Here is an 18,811-nt window from a genome sequence, read left to right as displayed (position 1 = left end):
CATGCTTGATAAAGTTTTGATTGCAAACCGAGGCGAAATTGCATTACGTATTTTGCGTGCATGCAAAGAACTCGGTATAAAAACAGTAGCCGTTCATTCTAAAATCGATCGTGATCTACTGCATGTTCGCTTAGCGGATGAGTCCATTTGTATTGGACCTAACCCTTCAGCGCAAAGTTATTTAAATATTCCGGCCATTATCAGTGCCGCAGAAGTGACTGACACTTCCGCAATCCACCCTGGATACGGCTTCCTAGCCGAAAATGCGGATTTCGCAGAACAAGTAGAAAACTCGGGGTTTGCGTTTATAGGCCCTAAAGCAGAAACTATTCGCCTTATGGGCGATAAAGTGTCTGCTATTAAAGCAATGAAAGCGGCTGGCGTACCAACCGTACCAGGCTCTAATGGTGCCGTTCCTACCGATTCAAATGAATGTTTGAGAATCGCCAAAGAAATTGGCTACCCGGTTATTGTTAAAGCGGCAGCGGGTGGGGGTGGACGCGGTATGCGTGTTGTCCACAGTGAAGCAAGCTTGTTAAAATCAATCAGCATTACGCAATCTGAAGCTGGCTCTTACTTCGGCGACAGTACGGTTTATATGGAAAAATTCCTAACAAACCCGAGACACGTAGAAGTACAGGTTCTGGCAGATGGACAAGGCAATGCGATTCATTTATATGACCGTGATTGTTCATTACAACGCCGACATCAAAAAGTATTAGAGGAAGCGCCTGCCCCTCTACTGGACGCTGAAGCTCGAGCCGCTTGCTTAAAAGCCTGTGTTGATGCATGTATCCAAATTAACTACCGTGGTGCTGGGACCTTTGAATTCTTGTATGAAGATGGCGCATTCTACTTTATTGAAATGAATACCCGCGTTCAGGTAGAGCACCCTGTTACAGAAATGGTTACCGGTATTGATATCGTGAAAGAACAACTGCGTATTGCTAGTGGCCTTCCTCTTTCTATTAAACAAGAAGATGTGGTCCTTAATGGTCACGCCGTTGAATCAAGAATCAATGCCGAAGATCCGAAGACCTTTATGCCCTGCCCTGGGAAAGTTGATTACTTCCACGCACCGGGAGGAATGGGGGTTCGTGTTGATTCGCACTTATATAGTGGGTATACCGTTCCACCAACTTATGACTCTATGATTGCTAAGATCATTTGCCATGCTCCGACTCGAGAAATGGCGTTAAAACGACTTTCTGTTGCTTTAGATGAAACCTTCATTGATGGAATTAAAACCAATATCGCGCTACAACAGGATTTAGTGGAAGACGCTAACTTTATTGCTGGCGGTGTTAACATCCATTATCTAGAAAAGAAACTCGGTCTGTAAGTAAACTCATAGGCTACTTTATTTACGATAAAGTAGCCTTTTTTAAATTATATGGATTTTTTATGCCTTGGCTCCAAATACGCACCCATGCAACACCTGAATACATTCCTCAATTAGAGGATACTTTACTTGAATGCGGTGCAATGGTGGTCACCTTTGAAGATGTAAATGATGACCCAGTTTACGAGCCTGAGCTCAACACAACGCCACTCTGGAATCACACAAAAATAACCGGATTATTTGAAGCCGATGCCGATGTCGATGCCATTAGACCTATTTTAGAAACAACCGCGAAAAAGCTAGATCTTCAATTAGATTTTAAAATTGAAATTTTGGAAGATAAAGACTGGGAAAGGGAATGGATGGACAGCTACCACCCTATCCAATTTGGCGAGCGATTATGGGTATGCCCTAGCTGGCGAGAAGTGCCAGACCCTGAAGCGGTCACCCTTATGCTCGACCCAGGCTTAGCATTTGGTACAGGAACTCACCCAACGACGGCACTCTGCCTTCAATGGCTGGACTCTATCGACTGCAAAAATAAGACTATTATCGATTATGGCTGTGGATCAGGAATACTCGGCATTGCAGGTCTCTTGCTTGGGGCGACAAATATGGTTGGCATAGATATTGACCCGCAAGCCGTGGAAGCAACACAAGCGAATGCCGTTAGAAACAAGATAGACAGTACTAGACTCGAAGTAAAGCGGCCCCCATACGAGAGTAATTTACAAGCCGAAATCGTTGTTGCCAATATTCTTGCTGGCCCTCTTGCACAGCTAGCGCCTACAATTTCAGAACTGGTTGCGCCAGGAGGACTACTCGCCTTATCAGGAATTTTATCCTCACAGTCCCAAGAAGTAATTGATGCTTATACCACCTGGTTCATAATAGACTCCATTACAGAACACGAAGAATGGGTTAGGATAGTCGGAACCAAGAAATAACATACAGATATACTCTTATAATTTAAATTGGAACAAATCACAGAAGTATGACTGATAGCTTGATAACACGCTGCCCAAAGTGCTCAACGGCGTTCCGCGTTGGGGCGGATATACTGGCCATGGCGAAAGGGAAAGTTCGCTGCGGACAATGCTTTCATATATTTGAAGCTAAACCAATTGAAGAGAAAAAAAATTCATCATCTAAGACTCCGCTGGAGTCTGAAAAAACAGAACCAACCAAAAATAAACAATTAGAGAAGACATCAGAAGTCACCCATTCTGATTCTGTCATTAAAAACGCTCATTTGAATGACGAAAATCCTATTGTTAACCCTGAATGGTTACACACTCTATTTGATGATGATGATTTATCCCCAATAGACAAACACAACAGTGAAGCAAACTTAAACCCTTCGTCAAAAAAAGCCATTGAAAGAAACAAACTAAATAGCGAACAAGAAGATGACGCTTCTGAGTCATACAATAATCATTTAGCCCCATGGGAAAGAGAGTTTGCCGAGCTTGATCCATCATCTAATACAGACATATGGAACAAAAAAGAAGCCACTAAACAGGCAAGTGCTTCGCAACCAACAAGCGACCATCATGCCAAAACTCAAGTTTATAATGAAAGCATTAAAAACCTCATAAGGTCTGAACCAAAAAGAACTGAGCCCAACCATGAGAGTAAGCCATCTGACTTTAAATCTTATACTGAAGAACAACAAGAACCGGACTACATGAAAGCGCTGCACACCTTAGCGCACTCTACAAATGAGCCAGCAGCGTCTTCTACTGATCATTCTCACAATAAGTCAAAAGAACAAGCATTTGAAAGACTTGCACCGCTAATAAATAATGAAGACGTCTCGGAGAAAAAAAGCCATACTATAGTATGGTTATTGGGTATCTTTATTTTAACATTAACGTTACTGCTGCAAACCGCCTACCATTTCTTTGAAACGGGCAGTAGATCCGCCCAGTTTAGACCCTTCTACAAAATATTTTGTACCTACACTGGCTGCGTGATACCTAATTTTGAAGACATTACGGCGATCAATATTCAGCATGTTCGAATTCAAAGTCACCCTAGTCAAGAGAATGCCTTACTAGTGAATGCGATTATGACAAACACCAGTCGATATTCCCAAACCATGCCAAAAATTGCACTAGAGTTCTTCGACTTAAACGGAGCACCGGTTGCGGCCCGACTTTTTTCACCTAATAATTTTTTACATAAAGACTTCCTCGACATTACTTATATGCCTCCAAATACACCAATACACATTGTTATTCCAATATACGATCCGGGTGCTCAAGCCGTCACTCATAGATTAGAAATCTACCCATCAAACACCGAATCATACTAAACAACCCTAAATTCAACATAAATATGAAAAAGAACAAAAAATAGTCAATTATTATGCTTGTCAAGACTTCAAAAACGGCTAAGGCATAGGTATTATTCACGCCCGCTCGACACGGTTATAGATCTTTAACATACCGAACTCAATAAACAGGAACAACATGGCCTACGCTATCGGTCCCTACTCGCTGAATAACCCTTTAATTCTTGCCCCTATGGCTGGTGTGACGGATCTCCCTTTTCGTCAATTATGCCATTCCCTTGGTGCTGGTCTTGCGGTCTCAGAGATGGTTACTTCCGATGTACGGTTATGGAATTCTAATAAGAGTAAACATCGGCTTATTCATGACCTTGAGATTTCCCCAAGATCCATACAAATTGCCGGTGGAGATCCAGAAATGATGAGTGAAGCCGCACGGCTTAATGTCTCATTAGGTGCCCAGATAATTGACATTAATATGGGCTGTCCTGCAAAGAAAGTGTGCAATAAAGCCGCTGGATCTGCATTATTAAAAGATGAAAAACTGGTTCAAAGTATATTAGAGTCGGTTGTAAAAAGTGTTTCGGTTCCCGTAACCTTAAAAATCCGAACGGGCTGGAGTCCTGATACTAAAAATGGACTTACCATTGCTAAAATGGCGGAGGACATAGGCATACAAGCGTTAGCTGTACACGGTAGAACTCGAGAATGTCGATTTAAAGGTGAAGCAGAATACGACACTATTGCTCGTATAAAGCAAAGCTTAAACATTCCCGTTTTCGCAAATGGTGACATCACAGATGTTCATAAAGCAAAATTTGTGAAAGATTACACTCAAGTGGATGGGATAATGATTGGCCGAGCCGCCCAAGGTAAACCTTGGATTTTTAGAGAGATAAACCACTTTTTACAAACAAATAAAGAACTATCACCACCGTCGTTACAGGAAATAGCCCAACTTGTTACTGAGCACGTGAGAAAATTGCATCGTTTCTATGGAGACTATTCAGGCATTCGAATTGCTCGCAAACATGTAGGCTGGTATTTAAAAACTTTGGCTGATGACTCAAGTTTTCGTAATACGTTTAATCGTATTGAGGAAACAGAAGAACAGTTAAAACAATTACATCAATTTTTTACTCAACAATATCAATACGCTGAGTAGAACTTGCTTTAAAGCGCTTTTACAGGTTTAAAATTATTTAAGCTCACAAAAGCGCTAAATTTGGTTAGCTTTAAACTAGAAGGTTATTCTGTGTTAGAACAAACTCACAATCACACGTTTCAAGCCGCTTCTTCTGAAGAGTCACAAACCCTTCGTGACAATGTAGATAAAGCGTTAAAAAATTATTTTTCCCACCTTGATGGTCAGCCTATTACAGATCTTTATCAATTGGTTTTAGCTGAGGTAGAGGCGCCTCTTTTAGAATCGGTAATGAGCTACACTAAAGACAACCAAACCAAAGCGTCAACAATTCTCGGTCTTAACCGTGGAACGTTACGCAAAAAATTGAAACAGTACGGCATGCTATAAGAGTTTAAAAAGGGCGATTTACGCCCTTTTTTTGTTTTACCCCTCACCGTTTAATCAAATAATTGACAACTACGAGACTACAATGGCTACTCAAGATCAAATCACTCCAATCAAAAGAGCATTAATTAGCGTATCGGATAAAACAGGTATTGTTGAATTTGCAAAAGAGCTTACGGCACTTAATGTAGAGATCCTTTCTACTGGTGGCACATATCGCCTATTGCAAGACTCTGGCGTAGCAGCGACAGAAGTATCTGATTACACAGGGTTCCCCGAAATGATGGATGGGCGAGTTAAAACTCTGCACCCAAAAATTCATGGAGGAATTCTTGGCCGTCGTGATATTGACCAAGATATAATGAAAGAGCACCAAATCGACGAAATCGACATGGTAGTGGTAAACTTATATCCGTTTGAGGCGACAATAGAACGCCCTGATTGCGATTTACCGATGGCGATTGAAAACATCGACATTGGCGGTCCAACTATGGTTCGTTCAGCAGCAAAAAACCATAAAGATGTCGCCATTGTAGTCAATCCGAATAACTATAAAGACATTATCAATGCTCTTCAAGAAGATAGTGGCCTAACATTATCGGCACGTTTTGACCTTGCGGTTCAAGCTTTTGAGCACACTTCACATTATGACGGCGCTATTGCTAATTTCTTAGGTAAAAAAGCCTCTGGTGGAACAGAAAGTTTTGCTCGCACATTTAATCTTCAGTTCCATAAATCGGAAGAAATGCGTTACGGAGAAAACCCCCATCAAAAAGCAGCGTTTTATGTAGAAGAAAATCCAAAAGAAGCCTCTATAAGTACAGCCAAACAACTGCAGGGGAAAGCGCTTTCTTATAACAATATAGCCGATACGGATGCGGCTTTAGAATGCGTTAAAAGCTTCGATAAACCAGCTTGTGTTATTGTTAAGCATGCAAACCCATGCGGTGTAGCAACGGCAACAACTCAACTAGAAGCGTATAATCTAGCCTTCCAGACAGATCCAACGTCTGCATTTGGCGGTATTATCGCGTTCAACCAAGAGCTGGACGCAGAAACGGCATCAGCCATCGTAGAACGTCAGTTTGTAGAAGTCATCATTGCTCCAAGTGTTTCAAAAGAAGCGATTGAACTTGTTTCTAAGAAGCAAAATGTTCGCCTACTTGCATGTGGCCAATGGTCAAAAGAAACACCCGCTGCGCTTGATTATAAACGCGTAAACGGTGGTTTATTAGTACAAGACCGTGACGATCATGTCATGACAATAAAAGATTTAACGGTCGTATCAAAGCGCCAACCAACAGAAACTGAATTGAATGATTTACTTTTTGCTTGGAAGGTCGCTAAATTTGTTAAGTCCAATGCCATTGTTTATGCAAAAGCAGAACAAACAATCGGTGTAGGCGCAGGTCAAATGAGCCGAGTGTATAGTGCGAAAATTGCTGGCATTAAAGCGGCTGATGAAAACCTTGAAGTGGTTGGCTCTGTAATGGCGTCTGACGCTTTTTTCCCATTTAGAGACGGCATTGATGCAGCAGCAAAAGCCGGTATTAGTGCCGTTATCCAACCCGGCGGATCAATGAGAGACGAAGAAGTGATTGCCGCCGCTGACGAAGCAGGCATGGCAATGGTCTTTACTGGCATTCGCCACTTCCGTCACTAATTTAATACCAATAGGAGATTTATATGAAAATTTTAATCATTGGTAATGGTGGCCGAGAGCACGCTTTGGCGTGGAAAGTCGCTGAAAATACAACGGTTACCCATGTCTTTGTTGCGCCAGGTAATGCAGGCACAGCGCTTGAAAACAAAGTATCTAATATAGACATCAGCGTAACCGATATCGAAAAATTAGTTGCTTTTGCAAAAGAGAAGTCTATCGATTTAACCATCGTTGGACCTGAAGCACCGTTAGTAATTGGGGTTGTTGACGCTTTTGAAGCCGCCGATCTGGCGATTTTTGGCCCTTCCAAAGACGCCGCCCAGCTTGAAGGATCCAAAGCCTTCACTAAAGACTTCTTAGATCGTCATAAGATTCCTACAGCGTCATATGGCAACTTTACTGAAATAGAGCCGGCTGTGGCCTATATCAAAGAACAAGGCGCGCCTATCGTCGTTAAAGCAGACGGTTTAGCCGCGGGTAAAGGCGTTATTATTGCGCAAACAGAAGCCGAGGCTATTGAGGCCGTAGAAGACATGCTTGCGGGTAATGCATTCGGAGATGCTGGTAGTCGTGTGGTTATTGAAGAGTTTCTAGTAGGAGAAGAAGCCAGTTTCATTTGTATGGTTGATGGAGAAACGGTTTTACCATTAGCTACAAGCCAAGATCATAAAGCTCGTGACAATGGAGACTTAGGTCCAAACACTGGCGGCATGGGCGCTTATTCGCCAGCGCCAGTGGTAACGCCAGAAATACATAACAGAATAATGAACGAAGTTATTATGCCTACAGTTAAAGGTATGAATACGGAAGGCAATCGTTACCGAGGTTTCTTGTATGCTGGTGTTATGGTGGCTAAAGATGGAACCCCTAAGGTATTAGAATACAACTGTCGCTTTGGTGACCCTGAAACACAACCAATACTGATGCGTTTACGCTCTGATTTAGTGTCCCTGTGCTTGTCAGCGATAAATGGTAGCTTAGCAACACAGACATGCGAATGGGACCCTAGAGCGAGCTTAGGTGTTGTGCTGGCGGCTGGCGGTTACCCAAACAGCTACCCCAAAGGTGATGTTATTTCCGGGCATGATAATGCGCTCGAGTCACACCAGAAAGTCTTCCACGCTGGCACCACGATGGAAAATGGCAAGGTCGTTACCAACGGAGGACGTGTACTGTGTGCTGTCTCTTTAGGTGAAACAGTATCAGAAGCTCAAAAAGGGGCGTATGAGATTGTGAACAACATCACTTGGGACAAGGTGTATTACCGTACAGACATAGGCCACAGAGCCGTATCAAGAGAAGACTAACGCCCTTTTTTAGATCAAAAAAAAACTCCATTTCAAATTGAATTGGAGTTTTTTTATTCATACGACACTTAATTTACAATCGTTAACATGTAACCGTTAGTTTACAAGAATATCCACTCGACGGTTTTGTGCTCTTCCAGCTGACGTACTGTTATCCGCAATGGGTAATGCTTCACCATTAGACTTAACCGTTACTTTCGTTTGAGCAACATCACTATCAACCACATAGTTTTTAACGCCTGAAGCTCTTTCCAAACCTAAAGCAAGATTATAATCGACGCTTCCAGTAGCGTCCGTATTCCCTTCTAAAATAAGGTTTGAATCATCAGAACGTAACGTCTCAATCACTTCATTAAGCACATATTTTGATTCTTCGCTTAAAGTAGATTGATCAAAACCAAAAAAGACACGGCCAATAACGGAGCTACCAGGTACATTATTTTTCGAAAGTTGGCCATTTTTTACCAAATACTCCGCACACTCACTGGTTAAACCGGCATATTGCAGCCTTTGGATAAAGACATTATCTATCGTCTCATCCACTGCCTCACCAACAACATACGACATAGGTTGATGCATATTATATACTGGGATAGCCTGCCCAACAGACACAGTAAACCGTGACGTCCCATTATCTTTGGAACAATATACTTGCAGTGCTTCTTTGCTATTGTCCGCAAAAGTAGAACCACTAATACACAAAAATAGAGCCATCGTTAGACATTGGTTTTTCATTTTTTATTCGACCTTGTAATCCTTGTTATAGTTATGCCCTACTTCTTCCAAGATTAGCTCCAGAATAGTGTTGAAAATGTCATCGTAATTCGTGGCTTCATAGACATTATCCCCACCGGCACAGTTTGTTAGATCAGGGCTATTTTTAATATCATAATCAAAACCTATAATTACGATGGCTGACTCAACGTTTTTACCGGAAATCACTTTACTGTTTAGGTCATCTCGAATATTTTGACACATATTACGTTTTGTATATAATTCACGCCCAATTGAGCTACTACTATCTACACCATCAGATAGAATAAATATTAACTTTTTCCGATTATCTCCCTTAGAAATAACATTTGCACCAGCTATTAACCCTTCATAAGATGCTGTCCCACCGCTTGGTATAAAAACCTTTATGTCTTTCTGGAAAGAAGTGATGTTATTTGTAAGTTCGATAGTGTCGAACTTTGAATTACCACTCCATTGATAATTAACTTTCTTACTCTGAATACTATTTGATGAATATTTAGCGGTTTTATCATAGTCAATTTTATTTTTATTTTTATTTTTATATGTAACATTGGAGTAGTATTGATTCCCCACCCTCGTATATTCACTAAATCCCACAAATGCCACTTTACTACTTGATTTACTACCAGCGACAGCATCTAATTTATTAAACTGTTCGAGCTCTTTTGTTATATTTTCTATAACACGAAGCACTCCCTTATACTTATACTCACCATCCCACCACCATGCCATTGATCCTGAAAAGTCAGCTACAAAGGCCACATCTACTGTATCTCCCCTAAATTTACGAGCCACAGCCGAAGCATCCATAAGCTGATCTTCTTCAAAGCCAGCATGATAATCGCTACTAGGGAACCAACTTTTATACTTTGTATCTATAGAAACTCTATACTCTACAAACTGGTTACCATCTTTGTCATATACACCTGGTTTACCACAATTACTGCCGTAAATTTGCTTACATGTTTTTTCAACAATGTTGATATCACTAAGTGTTAATGTAGCATCTTGGCTATAGGCATTAACAAAGTTTAAAGCAAATTTTTTATTAGCATTAGCGTCTGCATTATTTGCGGCGATAGCCAATGAAGCCGCTTCCGCAGCATCTCCTAAGCGCGCCTTTTCTTGCAAGTACCGAGTACCTTCAACACCTAAAACAAAAACGCCAAACATAAACGGGAATATAATTATGAATAATATAGCGGCAAGGCCATTTTGAGAGCCTTTAGTTTTTAATTGCATGTTATTCACCTTTAGCGTTCAACAGTAATAGATGAGGATCTAACTAACTCATGATTTTCACCAATCAAATCGCCATACAAGTTGTCAGATTGATAACATAAAGTTACTTGGTATAGGGTCACCTTTCTACCTAGTAAACTCACTGGTGCCAAATTTATTCTTGAGCTAATTGAATTTGCAGGGGAACAATCATACAAGCCAAGTTTAAAACTTTCTATATTAACTCTAATAGGTGATGGACTTAAGTTTTCTTCAAATTTTTGCTGTTCAATTGCTAAACCTAGCTTAGACTCATCAAAATTTGACATGGTTTCATTTAAAGAACGCTTGACTATTTTCAATAGATCATTAGCTTGATTTAAGTCAATCACGGTACTTTTGTCATAAAGCTGAGTTCTTTCCCTAACAATATTTACAACCGAGTAGGATAATCTATCTAACTTCCCTTTAATAGATTGTTTAATAATAACATCTTGAGTCAAAACGAATAGACCTGCAAAAAAAATAGCCACTAAGGAAAATTCTATAGCAAAGCTACCCTTTTGGTAATGATAAGATCTTTTCTTATCTAGTAAACTCATCGCGCTCATACTCTTGTAAATTAATAACCTGTCTAGATAACCCAACAACCCCATCTTTATAAAATAATTTAAAAATGGGGGTGTAATCGTATTTAATACTATAGACAGCTAAAGTAGAAAGAGCTGCTTCGTCATCACCTAGGTTTTCATCATCAGCAACAGATGAGATATCATCATAATATTTCACACTGATTTTAAATTTATTTGTGTCTATAAAATTTGACCATAAGGTATCTTGCCTGTTTATTCGAGCAACAAAAGCAGATCTATAATCTTCTACAGACAATGTTCTTACTTCTCTTGAAGCTTCAGATACAGTATAGTCGAGCATCGATGAAAAAAAACCCATCATAACCATTTCTCCCCAAAGCAAAAACATAGAAAGAAAAGCAAAAATACCTATACCAAACTCAATTGCTACAGTACCTTTTTTGTTTTTTTTTGCGCTAGTAAACTTCATTATACTGATTTCCATTCAACAATGAGAATGTTATTTTTAGTCGTTAATACTGGGGCAATCGATGTGCCATTTTTAAGTTTGTAAATAATCCTAGCAAAATCAGGATATACGGAGATTGCGGATTGTTCAACAAACTCATTATTAAACTTATAAATATTTCTGTTAGGTTCCTTGAATGCCCCTTGTACATCCACAACCCACTGATCCCCTGCTAGTAGATCAAAACTACTGTAACTCAAAGCCTTGTCAGAAAACGCTATAGAAAATCGATGGGTATTATTTTTAAAATCATAAGTTATACCAAGTATTTGCGTTTTTTTTAGTTCATCTGAAGCAAAACCATTTTCAGAAAATTTTACACTTTCTCCATGCTCAAATTCATTTCGTAACAGACTGTCAATTAGGTTGCCATTTACTTCTTGATCAACTACAACATCTGGAAACAATAAATTATTGTTTAACATATATTCCAAAGAATCAGTCGAGACTACGCCAGAACTTACTTCACTTTCTTTTATCTTATCATAAAATTTTGATGGATCATTACTTGGTACAATCAAAACGCCATCTCTGTTTTTAAAAAACTTGACAGGATTTACATTTTTTACAATACCAACATCACTACTTGGTGTTTTTTGAATTTCTAAATTATGCATCAATTGAAATCGCTCAAATGCCTCCTCATCAGACATTTTTTTTCCAAGCATTGCTCTAAATTCACTAAATTTATTCAATTTTGCATAGATCAAAACCATGTTCGCTTTAATCATATCATCTGCTTGTCCAGATTGCAGAATGGGTAATAAAATCTTTAAAGCGGAGTTAAAATCTCCCTCAAGAATATCAAGCATTGCCAAATTATTTCGTACTGATGCATCATCAAAAGAATTTTGACGAGCTATAGAAAATGACTTTCTTGCATCATATAGCATTCCTTGCTCCGTAAACAAAATACCTTGAAAGTTATACGCATCAGAATACTTTTCATCTAACTTAAAAGCTTTGCCTAAAGAGACTTGAGCCGCTTCATATTTAGCTTCTTTATATTGAGACCTTGCTTGAAGCAAGTAACGCTCTTTAGTGTTGATGCTTGTCTCAGATAATTGATCTAGTTGAAATAATGCCGCTTCAGAATCACCAGCATTAAAATATACGTTTGCTAGCTTATATCTTAAGCTATTTTTTTCATTTGATTCAATTGTATCTTGCTTCAATAGTGAAGAATAAAGCTCTATTAAGCCATTATAGTTATTCGCTTGAATCATCAGAAACTCATTTTTCTCTTTCTCTCCCGCTGATTCGTTAGTGTTTGTGTTCTGCGGCACACAGCCAGATAAGAAAAGTATAAATAGCAAACTTAATAATGTTTTATTATACATTCCCCATCATCCTCATAATACCAGGAGCCGTTATAAGAATAACAATAGGAAACATAATGAATAAAATAAGAGGAATTGACATTTTTGCAGATAACTTACCCACCTTCTCTTCTAGGTCCAATACTTGTAACTCACGAATATCTCTTGCCAACGTATCCAATGCCGTCTGAATGGAAGTTCCATACTCTATACTTTGTGTAAGAGTAAAAACAAAACTTCTCATTTCTTTTGTTGGTACCCTTAACAACAAATCATTTAACGACCTTTCAATCCCGCTGATTTGAGATTTATCAGACACCTTTTTCAACATGAATGCCATATCTTTATCAAAATCAATCATTTCTTTTGTTAGATAAAATATAGACGCTTCAATTGTTAAACCAGTCTGAACACAAACGCTAAGCAAATCAATTAAATAAGGTAGTTGACGGCTTAATTTAGTTGATAAAATTCTCTTTTTTATATCTAAGTAAGCATCTGGGACAATAATAAAACCGATTAAAATAAGCATAGAAAAAATAATTTTATTCAGAGTTTCTATATCAGAGCCAAAGTACCAAACAATCAGAAGAAACAATACTGTAAAACTATACTTTAATGGAAAATAATACGGTGCAAACCTAGCTTCGTAAAACCCTGCCGCTATAAATTTCTCCTGTATGTCATCATTATTAATACTAAATAAAGATGAAATATAACGCTTAATCTTAAAGAAAATATTACTTCCTTTATTTCCACCCTCTAAAGCTTGTGTTAGTTTTTTATTCCTATTTCTCACAAAAAAAAGGCTTTGAAATACGAACATCACTCCTAATGAAATACACAAAATAAATAAAAGAGGGTATAAACCTATCATGCCTTCACCCCCTTCATAATAAAATAAATTATTAACATACCAATAGCTTCGCTAATAAGCATGTAATATAAAATTTGACGACCAACGTCATCTTCCATAACAAAAAAATAATTTTCTGGCATTAAAAAACGCATCACGCCAAATAAAAACAAAAATGGTATTGAAAATACAATTTTTGCAGAGGCTCGCGCCTCTGATGTTAAAGCAAATTTTTTCTTATCTATGGCTCTTGCTTCAAACATAATCCTGTTTAAATTCACAATTACATGCCTTAATTGCCCCCCCCTAGCAATATTCGCTCTCATAGTAATCACAAAGAAACGAAACGATGGATAAGGGAATCGCACACATGCTTTTCTAAAGACCTCATCAGGTGAGTCTCCTATCTTTAAATGCTCTCCCATCCGTTTAAACTCTTTCCCAACCGAGTTGTCTATATTTTCTCCGACATAAATAATTGAATGCATTAAACTCTCGCCAGCCGAAATAGCACTAGCTAGCATATTTAATGCTTCAGGAAAAAACTCGTCGAATTTTTTCTTTGCATGCCGATTTAATAACTGCACACCAAGCAACACACTCAAGAAAAAAACAAAGGGTAAGACATATATCAAGTCAAATTTCAAAAAAATATCATTCAAGAAATAGCCAATGAGTAGTGATGACATTAAATACAAACTCAACTTTAATGTAGGGAATACCCCCAACTCTTTTAATAAATTTGAATAGGCTCTGGACACTCTTCGATACCAAGGAATATGACTCAGCTGTTCTAAATCTATGGCGCTATTATCATTTATAGAGGTTTCAATAGAAGACTCTTTTTGCTCATCCAAAAAGTTTAATCTACTCCCTATTGTCCTTATTCCTGAATACATGCATAACAAACCAATACAGAGAACAAGTATAAATAGATTCATCATCTTACCGCCTCACATTGAATAACTTGTGTAACTCTTCAGATAACCCATAAGAACGTGCCTTTTCAATTAGAATAGATCTTTGCATTAAGCCTGAAGTGATGAATTTCCCTTGAATTTTGCCAGATTCTCTCGATTGCTCTGCCCCTTCAAACTTAAAAATATCCTCCATAACAACATTACTTCCTTCAATACCAATTACCTCACTAATGTGAGTTACTTTCCGGCTACCATCGTGTAAGCGACTGATTTGCACAATAATGTCTACTGCACTCACTACAGTTCGGCGAATAGCTTCCAGCGGCAAAGAAGAGGTTGCCATCATAACCATGCTTTCTATACGAGATATTGCGTCTCTTGGTGTATTGGCATGCAAGGTTGTCATAGAGCCGTCATGACCCGTATTCATAGCTTGCAGCATTTCAAATGCTTCAGACCCGCGACACTCACCTATAATTATTCGGTCTGGCCTCATCCGAAGGGAGTTAATTACCAGCTCTCTCTGGCCTATGGCTCCTGTACCCTCTATGCCAGCCGTACGCGTTTCAAGACGAACAACGTGAGGTTGTAAAAGCCTAAGTTCAGCCGCATCCTCAATGGTTACAATACGCTGATTCTCAGCAATATACTGAGATAAAGCATTCATCATAGTTGTCTTACCAGAACCAGTACCACCAGATATCACAATATTTACTCGGCATCTGGCCGCTATCATAAGTACACGAGCCATCTCAGGACTCATCGCCCCAAATTCAACCAATTTTTCAAAATCAATACTGTGTTTTTTGAACTTACGAATTGAAATGGAGGCGCCATCGATGGCAATAGGAGGGAGAACAATATTAACACGGCTACCGTCGGCGAGGCGCGCATCACATAACGGCACAGATTCATCAACTCTTCGGCCTACCCTGGAGGCAATTCGCTTACAAACCTCTATTAACTGCTGATTATCAACAAACTCAACCGAACTTTTTTCTACTAGTCCGCCTTTCTCAATGTATACATTATCAGGCCCGTTTACCATAATATCTGATATAGAGTCATCTTCCATCAATATCTGTAGAGGGCCTAGGCCAACCAACTCATTACGAAGGGATTTAACGTAATCTTGACGGACAGTGGTAGGGATTAACAGCTTATCTTTTTGAATTAATAAATCGACCGCACTCAGTAACTGTCTTGATAGTTCCTCCTTGGTCAGCTTAGAAATTGCTTCAGCATCTAATGCCTCAAAAATCTCATTGCGCAACTTTCTATAAATAGCCTTAGTACCTAACATTTAAGATCCTAATATAATTATTTATACCGTGCTTTTCTTTTTAGACAACAACCGAGATAAGTACGACTTCTTTTTCTGAAAGGACTTGTTTTCACCGACAATTTGAGAGGAAAGCTTAATAATATTTTGACTAAACCTGCTACCACTATCGATCACCCTTTTACCTTTAGAAATATCTAACGCAATATTTTCTTCATAAGGTAATTCGTAATCGACTTTGTGTGATAGGTATTTTGAAATTTCCTCAATGGAAACTGTCTCCATCTTTTTATGCCTATGATGATTTACAATCACAATAATACGTAAGTTTTTCTTAGACTCACTGTTATTCTGAATATTTCTAATACGTTTAATGAGTTTTACCGATTCCCTCAAGGAAGAGACACTAGGTTCAAGAACCAGAATTAAAATATTAAAGTTCTCTATTAACCATTCTGGTGTACGATCAAAGGAAACCGATGCGGATAAATCTTCTACAATCAAGTTCGCCTCAGAGCTGGTTAAAGAAATAACCATATCCGTTACTTCTCGAACTTCATCAGATTGAAGCTGGTCTTTTGCTAAAGCCAAATACCTTAATTTTGAGTTAAGAGGCATCATCAATGACTTAACAGACGTTTCATCAAGATCAGTCGTTAACGTACCCTTAGCAACAGACTTTTTATCTAACTTGACATTACCTACCTGAATATCTAAGTCACCGCAATCATAATTGTGGTTGACCAACAAGCTGTCGGATTTTTTTTTGACAGATAAAGCCGATGCTAGTTCAGCCGCGATTAAACTCGCCCCAACCCCACCCTTAGTACCAAACACGGCAATACGCTTAGCTCGACGATAAATATTGCCCAGATTTGCCTCTTGGTGTTTTTTTGTAATTACGGCCAGAAACTCGGACAATTCTTGCTTATTTATCGGCCAAAAAACATAGTAAAAGCCTAAACTTTTTAACATTCTAACGGTAGATATAGAGTCCGCTAGACCAATAATAATAACAGATACCGAAGAAGGGATAATATGACTTAATCGCTCAGCATCTTCAGCTAAGGTGTCACTGTCTGTCAATTCAAAAATAGCAATTTCACAATCATCATCAGTTACTCTATTGGCAACCAAATCAAAGCTAAAAAGAACAGATTTGGGTATTTTCTTATCATCAAATCGATACGTTTCCTCAACTAAAGATCGGCATTCTGAAGTCTGAAAAAAGAACGCTGTTTTAGGCCCACTTCGAGATGAATCCTCTTCTTGAGTATCGCGACTGTTTTTGAGAATGTCAACTAAATCAAACATATGCTATTCCTGTGAAGACATAAATTGATTACCACTTTGTTGAGGCAACATCTTTTGTGGATTAACTATAGTAGCCCAACGCATCGAGTCAACAGAACAACCATAACTATCTCCTCCATATGCAAATATGGCTTTACTTTCGCATACTGGTACTTGAACTTCGTATTTCTTAGCAATCAAGGAGAAATCAATATTATTAGACTCTTCAAGCTTAGATACTACTATTTTACCAGAGTCAACACCCAGAGATAACAAAAGCTCATACGCCGTTTTTGATAATACCTCACCTGTTGCTGATGATGAAACTAACTCAATATCCAGTTTTATTAAAGACTCTATATTTTGATTTATGTAGCCATCTAAATCATGACTCAAACCATTTACTTCCTGACCCTCATCTGCCTTCAAATCATATTGATACACAACAGGAATAATACTCGTTGTATTTTCTTTAGGTGCTATGTGTGCAGTAGAACAACCAACAACGGCAGTTGATATAAGTAGAGTAAAAAGAATATTTTTCATTGTTTAAACCCACCCGTTGACAGTATTTCATTTCGCCATTTGACCGCTTCAGGTGATACTTTGTTTTTTATTTCAGGGGTTAAACCGACAAAAAACCGCGACAAGCTAGACGTTCTAGCGATAGTAGGTAGCTGAATGCTAGATGACTCTATAGGTTCAACTAAATTAACCGTAGCAACAATAATAAGCTCTGTCTTTACCCTTTTAGTAGTTGCGTAACGAAAAAGTGTTCCTAAAATTGGAATATCACCTAAGCCCGGCACTTTAGAGAGGGATTCTTGATCATCGCTGCTTAACAAGCCACCTAAAACGAAGCTCTGACCATCCCCTAACTCAACAGTGGTTCTCGCTTTTCTTACCTTAAAGCCTGGCACACCCAATAACTCATTAGCATATTGCTCATCTACTGAACTTACCTCGGGCTGTATTGACAATTTAATCTTGTCATCCGATAGTACTTTTGCGGCTAAATCAAGGCCCACTCCAACATTTTTGTACTCAATCTTATAGCCATCATCAACTCGGAATACAATAGGAATTTCACCACCAACAAGGAAGCTGGCGGTTTCACCTGAAATAACAGATAAGTTTGGCTCAGCAAGTACCTGACCAATAGTGTCATCACTTACTGCTGATATAAAGGCAGCGATGTTGTCAGCATCAAATCCAATCACAAAGTCGGAGAACTGACCGTTACCAGAAAACCCATCACTGAGAACGCTCCCCCAGTTAATCCCTATTTGGTCAACAAACGAACTCGACACCTCTGCAACGGTTAACTTTACATTCACCTGCTTAGTATTCGCCACTTCAATTTGATTTACTAATCCCTTGTATGTCCGGCGTGTCAGAAAATCAATTTCCAATTGTTGGTCATCAGCCAAATGCCAGTTCACTTTATATTCTTCAAAATCTTTACCAAGCAGCTCTCCAACCAGCAAATAAACAGCCTCTTTTTCTTTTTCAGATGGCACCGTTCCTGAAACAACAAATTGCTCGCCAAAATTTGTCAATCTAATCTCGGAATTTGGAAAGCGAAATTTGAGCTGCTGTTCAATAAAAGTGTAACTCTTATTGATAATTAATTTACGCTCCTCAAGAGTCTCCCCTTCTTCGCCAAAAACAACTAAGTGGGCTTGACCTACTGACTTACCATAAACAATTAACTTTCTATTGTTAACGACTTGATAGTCCGCTACGTCTGCATCAGAAATAAATACAGTAGAAATATTTTCACCAAAAGAAAGCGTTTTCGCTTCGCCTTCACCAATATTAATCGCGGTAGAAGCTGAGGCATAAGATAACAGTATAAAAGAAACAACAACTATCCCCCTTAAACCTTCTCTAAATAATTTGTAATACATACAAGATAACCTTTATT

The 18,811-nt window shown here is 38.8% G+C and carries 18 protein-coding genes; 7 read left to right on the top strand and 11 right to left on the bottom strand.

Features of this window, described 5'->3' with window-relative positions; translation table 11 throughout:
• The first annotated feature begins 1 nt into the window (after position 1).
• The 7 genes from accC (at position 2) to purD (ending at position 8,136) form a co-directional block, all read left to right on the top strand.
• A complete protein-coding gene (gene accC, locus IEZ33_RS06685) occupies positions 2-1,342 on the top strand; it encodes an acetyl-CoA carboxylase biotin carboxylase subunit (protein ID WP_191602914.1) in 1,341 nt (446 codons plus the stop codon).
• A 62-nt stretch (positions 1,343-1,404) separates the two neighbouring features.
• Entirely contained in the window at positions 1,405-2,289 is an 885-nt protein-coding gene (gene prmA, locus IEZ33_RS06680; protein ID WP_191602913.1) for a 50S ribosomal protein L11 methyltransferase, read from the top strand.
• A gap of 47 nt (positions 2,290-2,336) precedes the next feature.
• On the top strand, positions 2,337-3,659 hold the full coding sequence (locus IEZ33_RS06675; RefSeq protein WP_191602912.1) for a zinc-ribbon and DUF3426 domain-containing protein: 1,323 nt from the start codon (positions 2,337-2,339) through the stop codon (positions 3,657-3,659).
• 157 nt (positions 3,660-3,816) lie between these two features.
• On the top strand, positions 3,817-4,800 hold the full coding sequence (gene dusB / locus IEZ33_RS06670; protein ID WP_191602911.1) for a tRNA dihydrouridine synthase DusB: 984 nt from the start codon (positions 3,817-3,819) through the stop codon (positions 4,798-4,800).
• Positions 4,801-4,890: 90 nt separating this feature from the next.
• Positions 4,891-5,169 carry a DNA-binding transcriptional regulator Fis gene (fis, locus tag IEZ33_RS06665; RefSeq protein WP_191602910.1) on the top strand — a complete coding sequence of 93 codons (279 nt, stop codon included), beginning with the start codon at positions 4,891-4,893 and terminating at the stop codon, positions 5,167-5,169.
• 82 nt (positions 5,170-5,251) lie between these two features.
• The gene (gene purH, locus IEZ33_RS06660) at positions 5,252-6,829 is read left to right on the top strand and encodes a bifunctional phosphoribosylaminoimidazolecarboxamide formyltransferase/IMP cyclohydrolase (RefSeq protein WP_191602909.1); all 1,578 of its coding nucleotides are present in this window, start codon (positions 5,252-5,254) and stop codon (positions 6,827-6,829) included.
• Positions 6,830-6,852: 23 nt separating this feature from the next.
• The gene (purD, locus tag IEZ33_RS06655; protein WP_191602908.1) at positions 6,853-8,136 is read left to right on the top strand and encodes a phosphoribosylamine--glycine ligase; all 1,284 of its coding nucleotides are present in this window, start codon (positions 6,853-6,855) and stop codon (positions 8,134-8,136) included.
• A 96-nt stretch (positions 8,137-8,232) separates the two neighbouring features.
• Here the strand turns inward: purD and IEZ33_RS06650 are convergent, their stop codons facing one another.
• From IEZ33_RS06650 to IEZ33_RS06600, 11 genes are read right to left on the bottom strand one after another with little or no spacing between them, the layout of a single operon-like run.
• Positions 8,233-8,871: an OmpA family protein gene (locus IEZ33_RS06650; RefSeq protein WP_191602907.1), complete on the bottom strand. Its 639-nt coding sequence runs from the start codon at positions 8,869-8,871 to the stop codon at positions 8,233-8,235.
• 3 nt (positions 8,872-8,874) lie between these two features.
• Positions 8,875-10,134: a TadE/TadG family type IV pilus assembly protein gene (locus tag IEZ33_RS06645; RefSeq protein ID WP_191602906.1), complete on the bottom strand. Its 1,260-nt coding sequence runs from the start codon at positions 10,132-10,134 to the stop codon at positions 8,875-8,877.
• Between the two features lie 11 nt (positions 10,135-10,145).
• Positions 10,146-10,715 (bottom strand): tight adherence pilus pseudopilin TadF, encoded by a 570-nt coding sequence (gene tadF, locus IEZ33_RS06640; RefSeq protein WP_191602905.1) that lies wholly within the window; start codon positions 10,713-10,715, stop codon positions 10,146-10,148.
• A complete protein-coding gene (locus IEZ33_RS06635; protein WP_191602904.1) occupies positions 10,699-11,175 on the bottom strand; it encodes a TadE/TadG family type IV pilus assembly protein in 477 nt (158 codons plus the stop codon). The genes tadF and IEZ33_RS06635 overlap by 17 nt, the downstream gene beginning before the upstream one ends.
• Complete coding sequence (locus IEZ33_RS06630) at positions 11,175-12,554, bottom strand: tetratricopeptide repeat protein (RefSeq protein ID WP_191602903.1); 1,380 nt, start codon at positions 12,552-12,554, stop codon at positions 11,175-11,177. The genes IEZ33_RS06635 and IEZ33_RS06630 overlap by 1 nt, the downstream gene beginning before the upstream one ends.
• Entirely contained in the window at positions 12,547-13,410 is an 864-nt protein-coding gene (locus tag IEZ33_RS06625; protein WP_191602902.1) for a type II secretion system F family protein, read from the bottom strand. The genes IEZ33_RS06630 and IEZ33_RS06625 overlap by 8 nt, the downstream gene beginning before the upstream one ends.
• Positions 13,407-14,333, bottom strand: a complete 927-nt coding sequence (locus IEZ33_RS06620) for a type II secretion system F family protein (RefSeq protein WP_191602901.1) — start codon at positions 14,331-14,333, stop codon at positions 13,407-13,409. The genes IEZ33_RS06625 and IEZ33_RS06620 overlap by 4 nt, the downstream gene beginning before the upstream one ends.
• Position 14,334: 1 nt before the next feature.
• The gene (locus IEZ33_RS06615; RefSeq protein ID WP_191602900.1) at positions 14,335-15,612 is read right to left on the bottom strand and encodes a TadA family conjugal transfer-associated ATPase; all 1,278 of its coding nucleotides are present in this window, start codon (positions 15,610-15,612) and stop codon (positions 14,335-14,337) included.
• A 21-nt stretch (positions 15,613-15,633) separates the two neighbouring features.
• Entirely contained in the window at positions 15,634-16,905 is a 1,272-nt protein-coding gene (locus tag IEZ33_RS06610) for a CpaE/TadZ family protein (protein ID WP_191602899.1), read from the bottom strand.
• 3 nt (positions 16,906-16,908) lie between these two features.
• Positions 16,909-17,430: a hypothetical protein gene (locus IEZ33_RS06605; protein WP_191602898.1), complete on the bottom strand. Its 522-nt coding sequence runs from the start codon at positions 17,428-17,430 to the stop codon at positions 16,909-16,911.
• A complete protein-coding gene (locus IEZ33_RS06600) occupies positions 17,427-18,794 on the bottom strand; it encodes a type II and III secretion system protein family protein (protein ID WP_191602897.1) in 1,368 nt (455 codons plus the stop codon). Before IEZ33_RS06600 ends, IEZ33_RS06605 begins: the two co-directional genes overlap by 4 nt.
• Positions 18,795-18,811: the final 17 nt, after the last annotated feature.

The sequence above is a fragment of the Marinomonas algicola genome (genome assembly GCF_014805825.1).
GTDB classification, from domain to species: Bacteria; Pseudomonadota; Gammaproteobacteria; order Pseudomonadales; family Marinomonadaceae; genus Marinomonas; species Marinomonas algicola.
The sequence above is the reverse complement of the archived record's forward strand: the minus strand, read 5'-3'. Positions and strand labels throughout refer to the sequence as shown.

Coding starts and splice junctions, on each gene's coding strand:
- accC (WP_191602914.1), top strand. CDS start 2: ATGCTTGATAAAGTTTTGATTGCAAACCGAGGCGAAATTGCATTACGT.
- prmA (WP_191602913.1), top strand. CDS start 1,405: ATGCCTTGGCTCCAAATACGCACCCATGCAACACCTGAATACATTCCT.
- IEZ33_RS06675 (WP_191602912.1), top strand. CDS start 2,337: ATGACTGATAGCTTGATAACACGCTGCCCAAAGTGCTCAACGGCGTTC.
- dusB (WP_191602911.1), top strand. CDS start 3,817: ATGGCCTACGCTATCGGTCCCTACTCGCTGAATAACCCTTTAATTCTT.
- purH (WP_191602909.1), top strand. CDS start 5,252: ATGGCTACTCAAGATCAAATCACTCCAATCAAAAGAGCATTAATTAGC.
- purD (WP_191602908.1), top strand. CDS start 6,853: ATGAAAATTTTAATCATTGGTAATGGTGGCCGAGAGCACGCTTTGGCG.
- IEZ33_RS06650 (WP_191602907.1), bottom strand. CDS start 8,871: ATGAAAAACCAATGTCTAACGATGGCTCTATTTTTGTGTATTAGTGGT.
- IEZ33_RS06645 (WP_191602906.1), bottom strand. CDS start 10,134: ATGCAATTAAAAACTAAAGGCTCTCAAAATGGCCTTGCCGCTATATTA.
- tadF (WP_191602905.1), bottom strand. CDS start 10,715: ATGAGTTTACTAGATAAGAAAAGATCTTATCATTACCAAAAGGGTAGC.
- IEZ33_RS06635 (WP_191602904.1), bottom strand. CDS start 11,175: ATGAAGTTTACTAGCGCAAAAAAAAACAAAAAAGGTACTGTAGCAATT.
- IEZ33_RS06630 (WP_191602903.1), bottom strand. CDS start 12,554: ATGTATAATAAAACATTATTAAGTTTGCTATTTATACTTTTCTTATCT.
- IEZ33_RS06625 (WP_191602902.1), bottom strand. CDS start 13,410: ATGATAGGTTTATACCCTCTTTTATTTATTTTGTGTATTTCATTAGGA.
- IEZ33_RS06620 (WP_191602901.1), bottom strand. CDS start 14,333: ATGATGAATCTATTTATACTTGTTCTCTGTATTGGTTTGTTATGCATG.
- IEZ33_RS06615 (WP_191602900.1), bottom strand. CDS start 15,612: ATGTTAGGTACTAAGGCTATTTATAGAAAGTTGCGCAATGAGATTTTT.
- IEZ33_RS06610 (WP_191602899.1), bottom strand. CDS start 16,905: ATGTTTGATTTAGTTGACATTCTCAAAAACAGTCGCGATACTCAAGAA.
- IEZ33_RS06605 (WP_191602898.1), bottom strand. CDS start 17,430: ATGAAAAATATTCTTTTTACTCTACTTATATCAACTGCCGTTGTTGGT.
- IEZ33_RS06600 (WP_191602897.1), bottom strand. CDS start 18,794: ATGTATTACAAATTATTTAGAGAAGGTTTAAGGGGGATAGTTGTTGTT.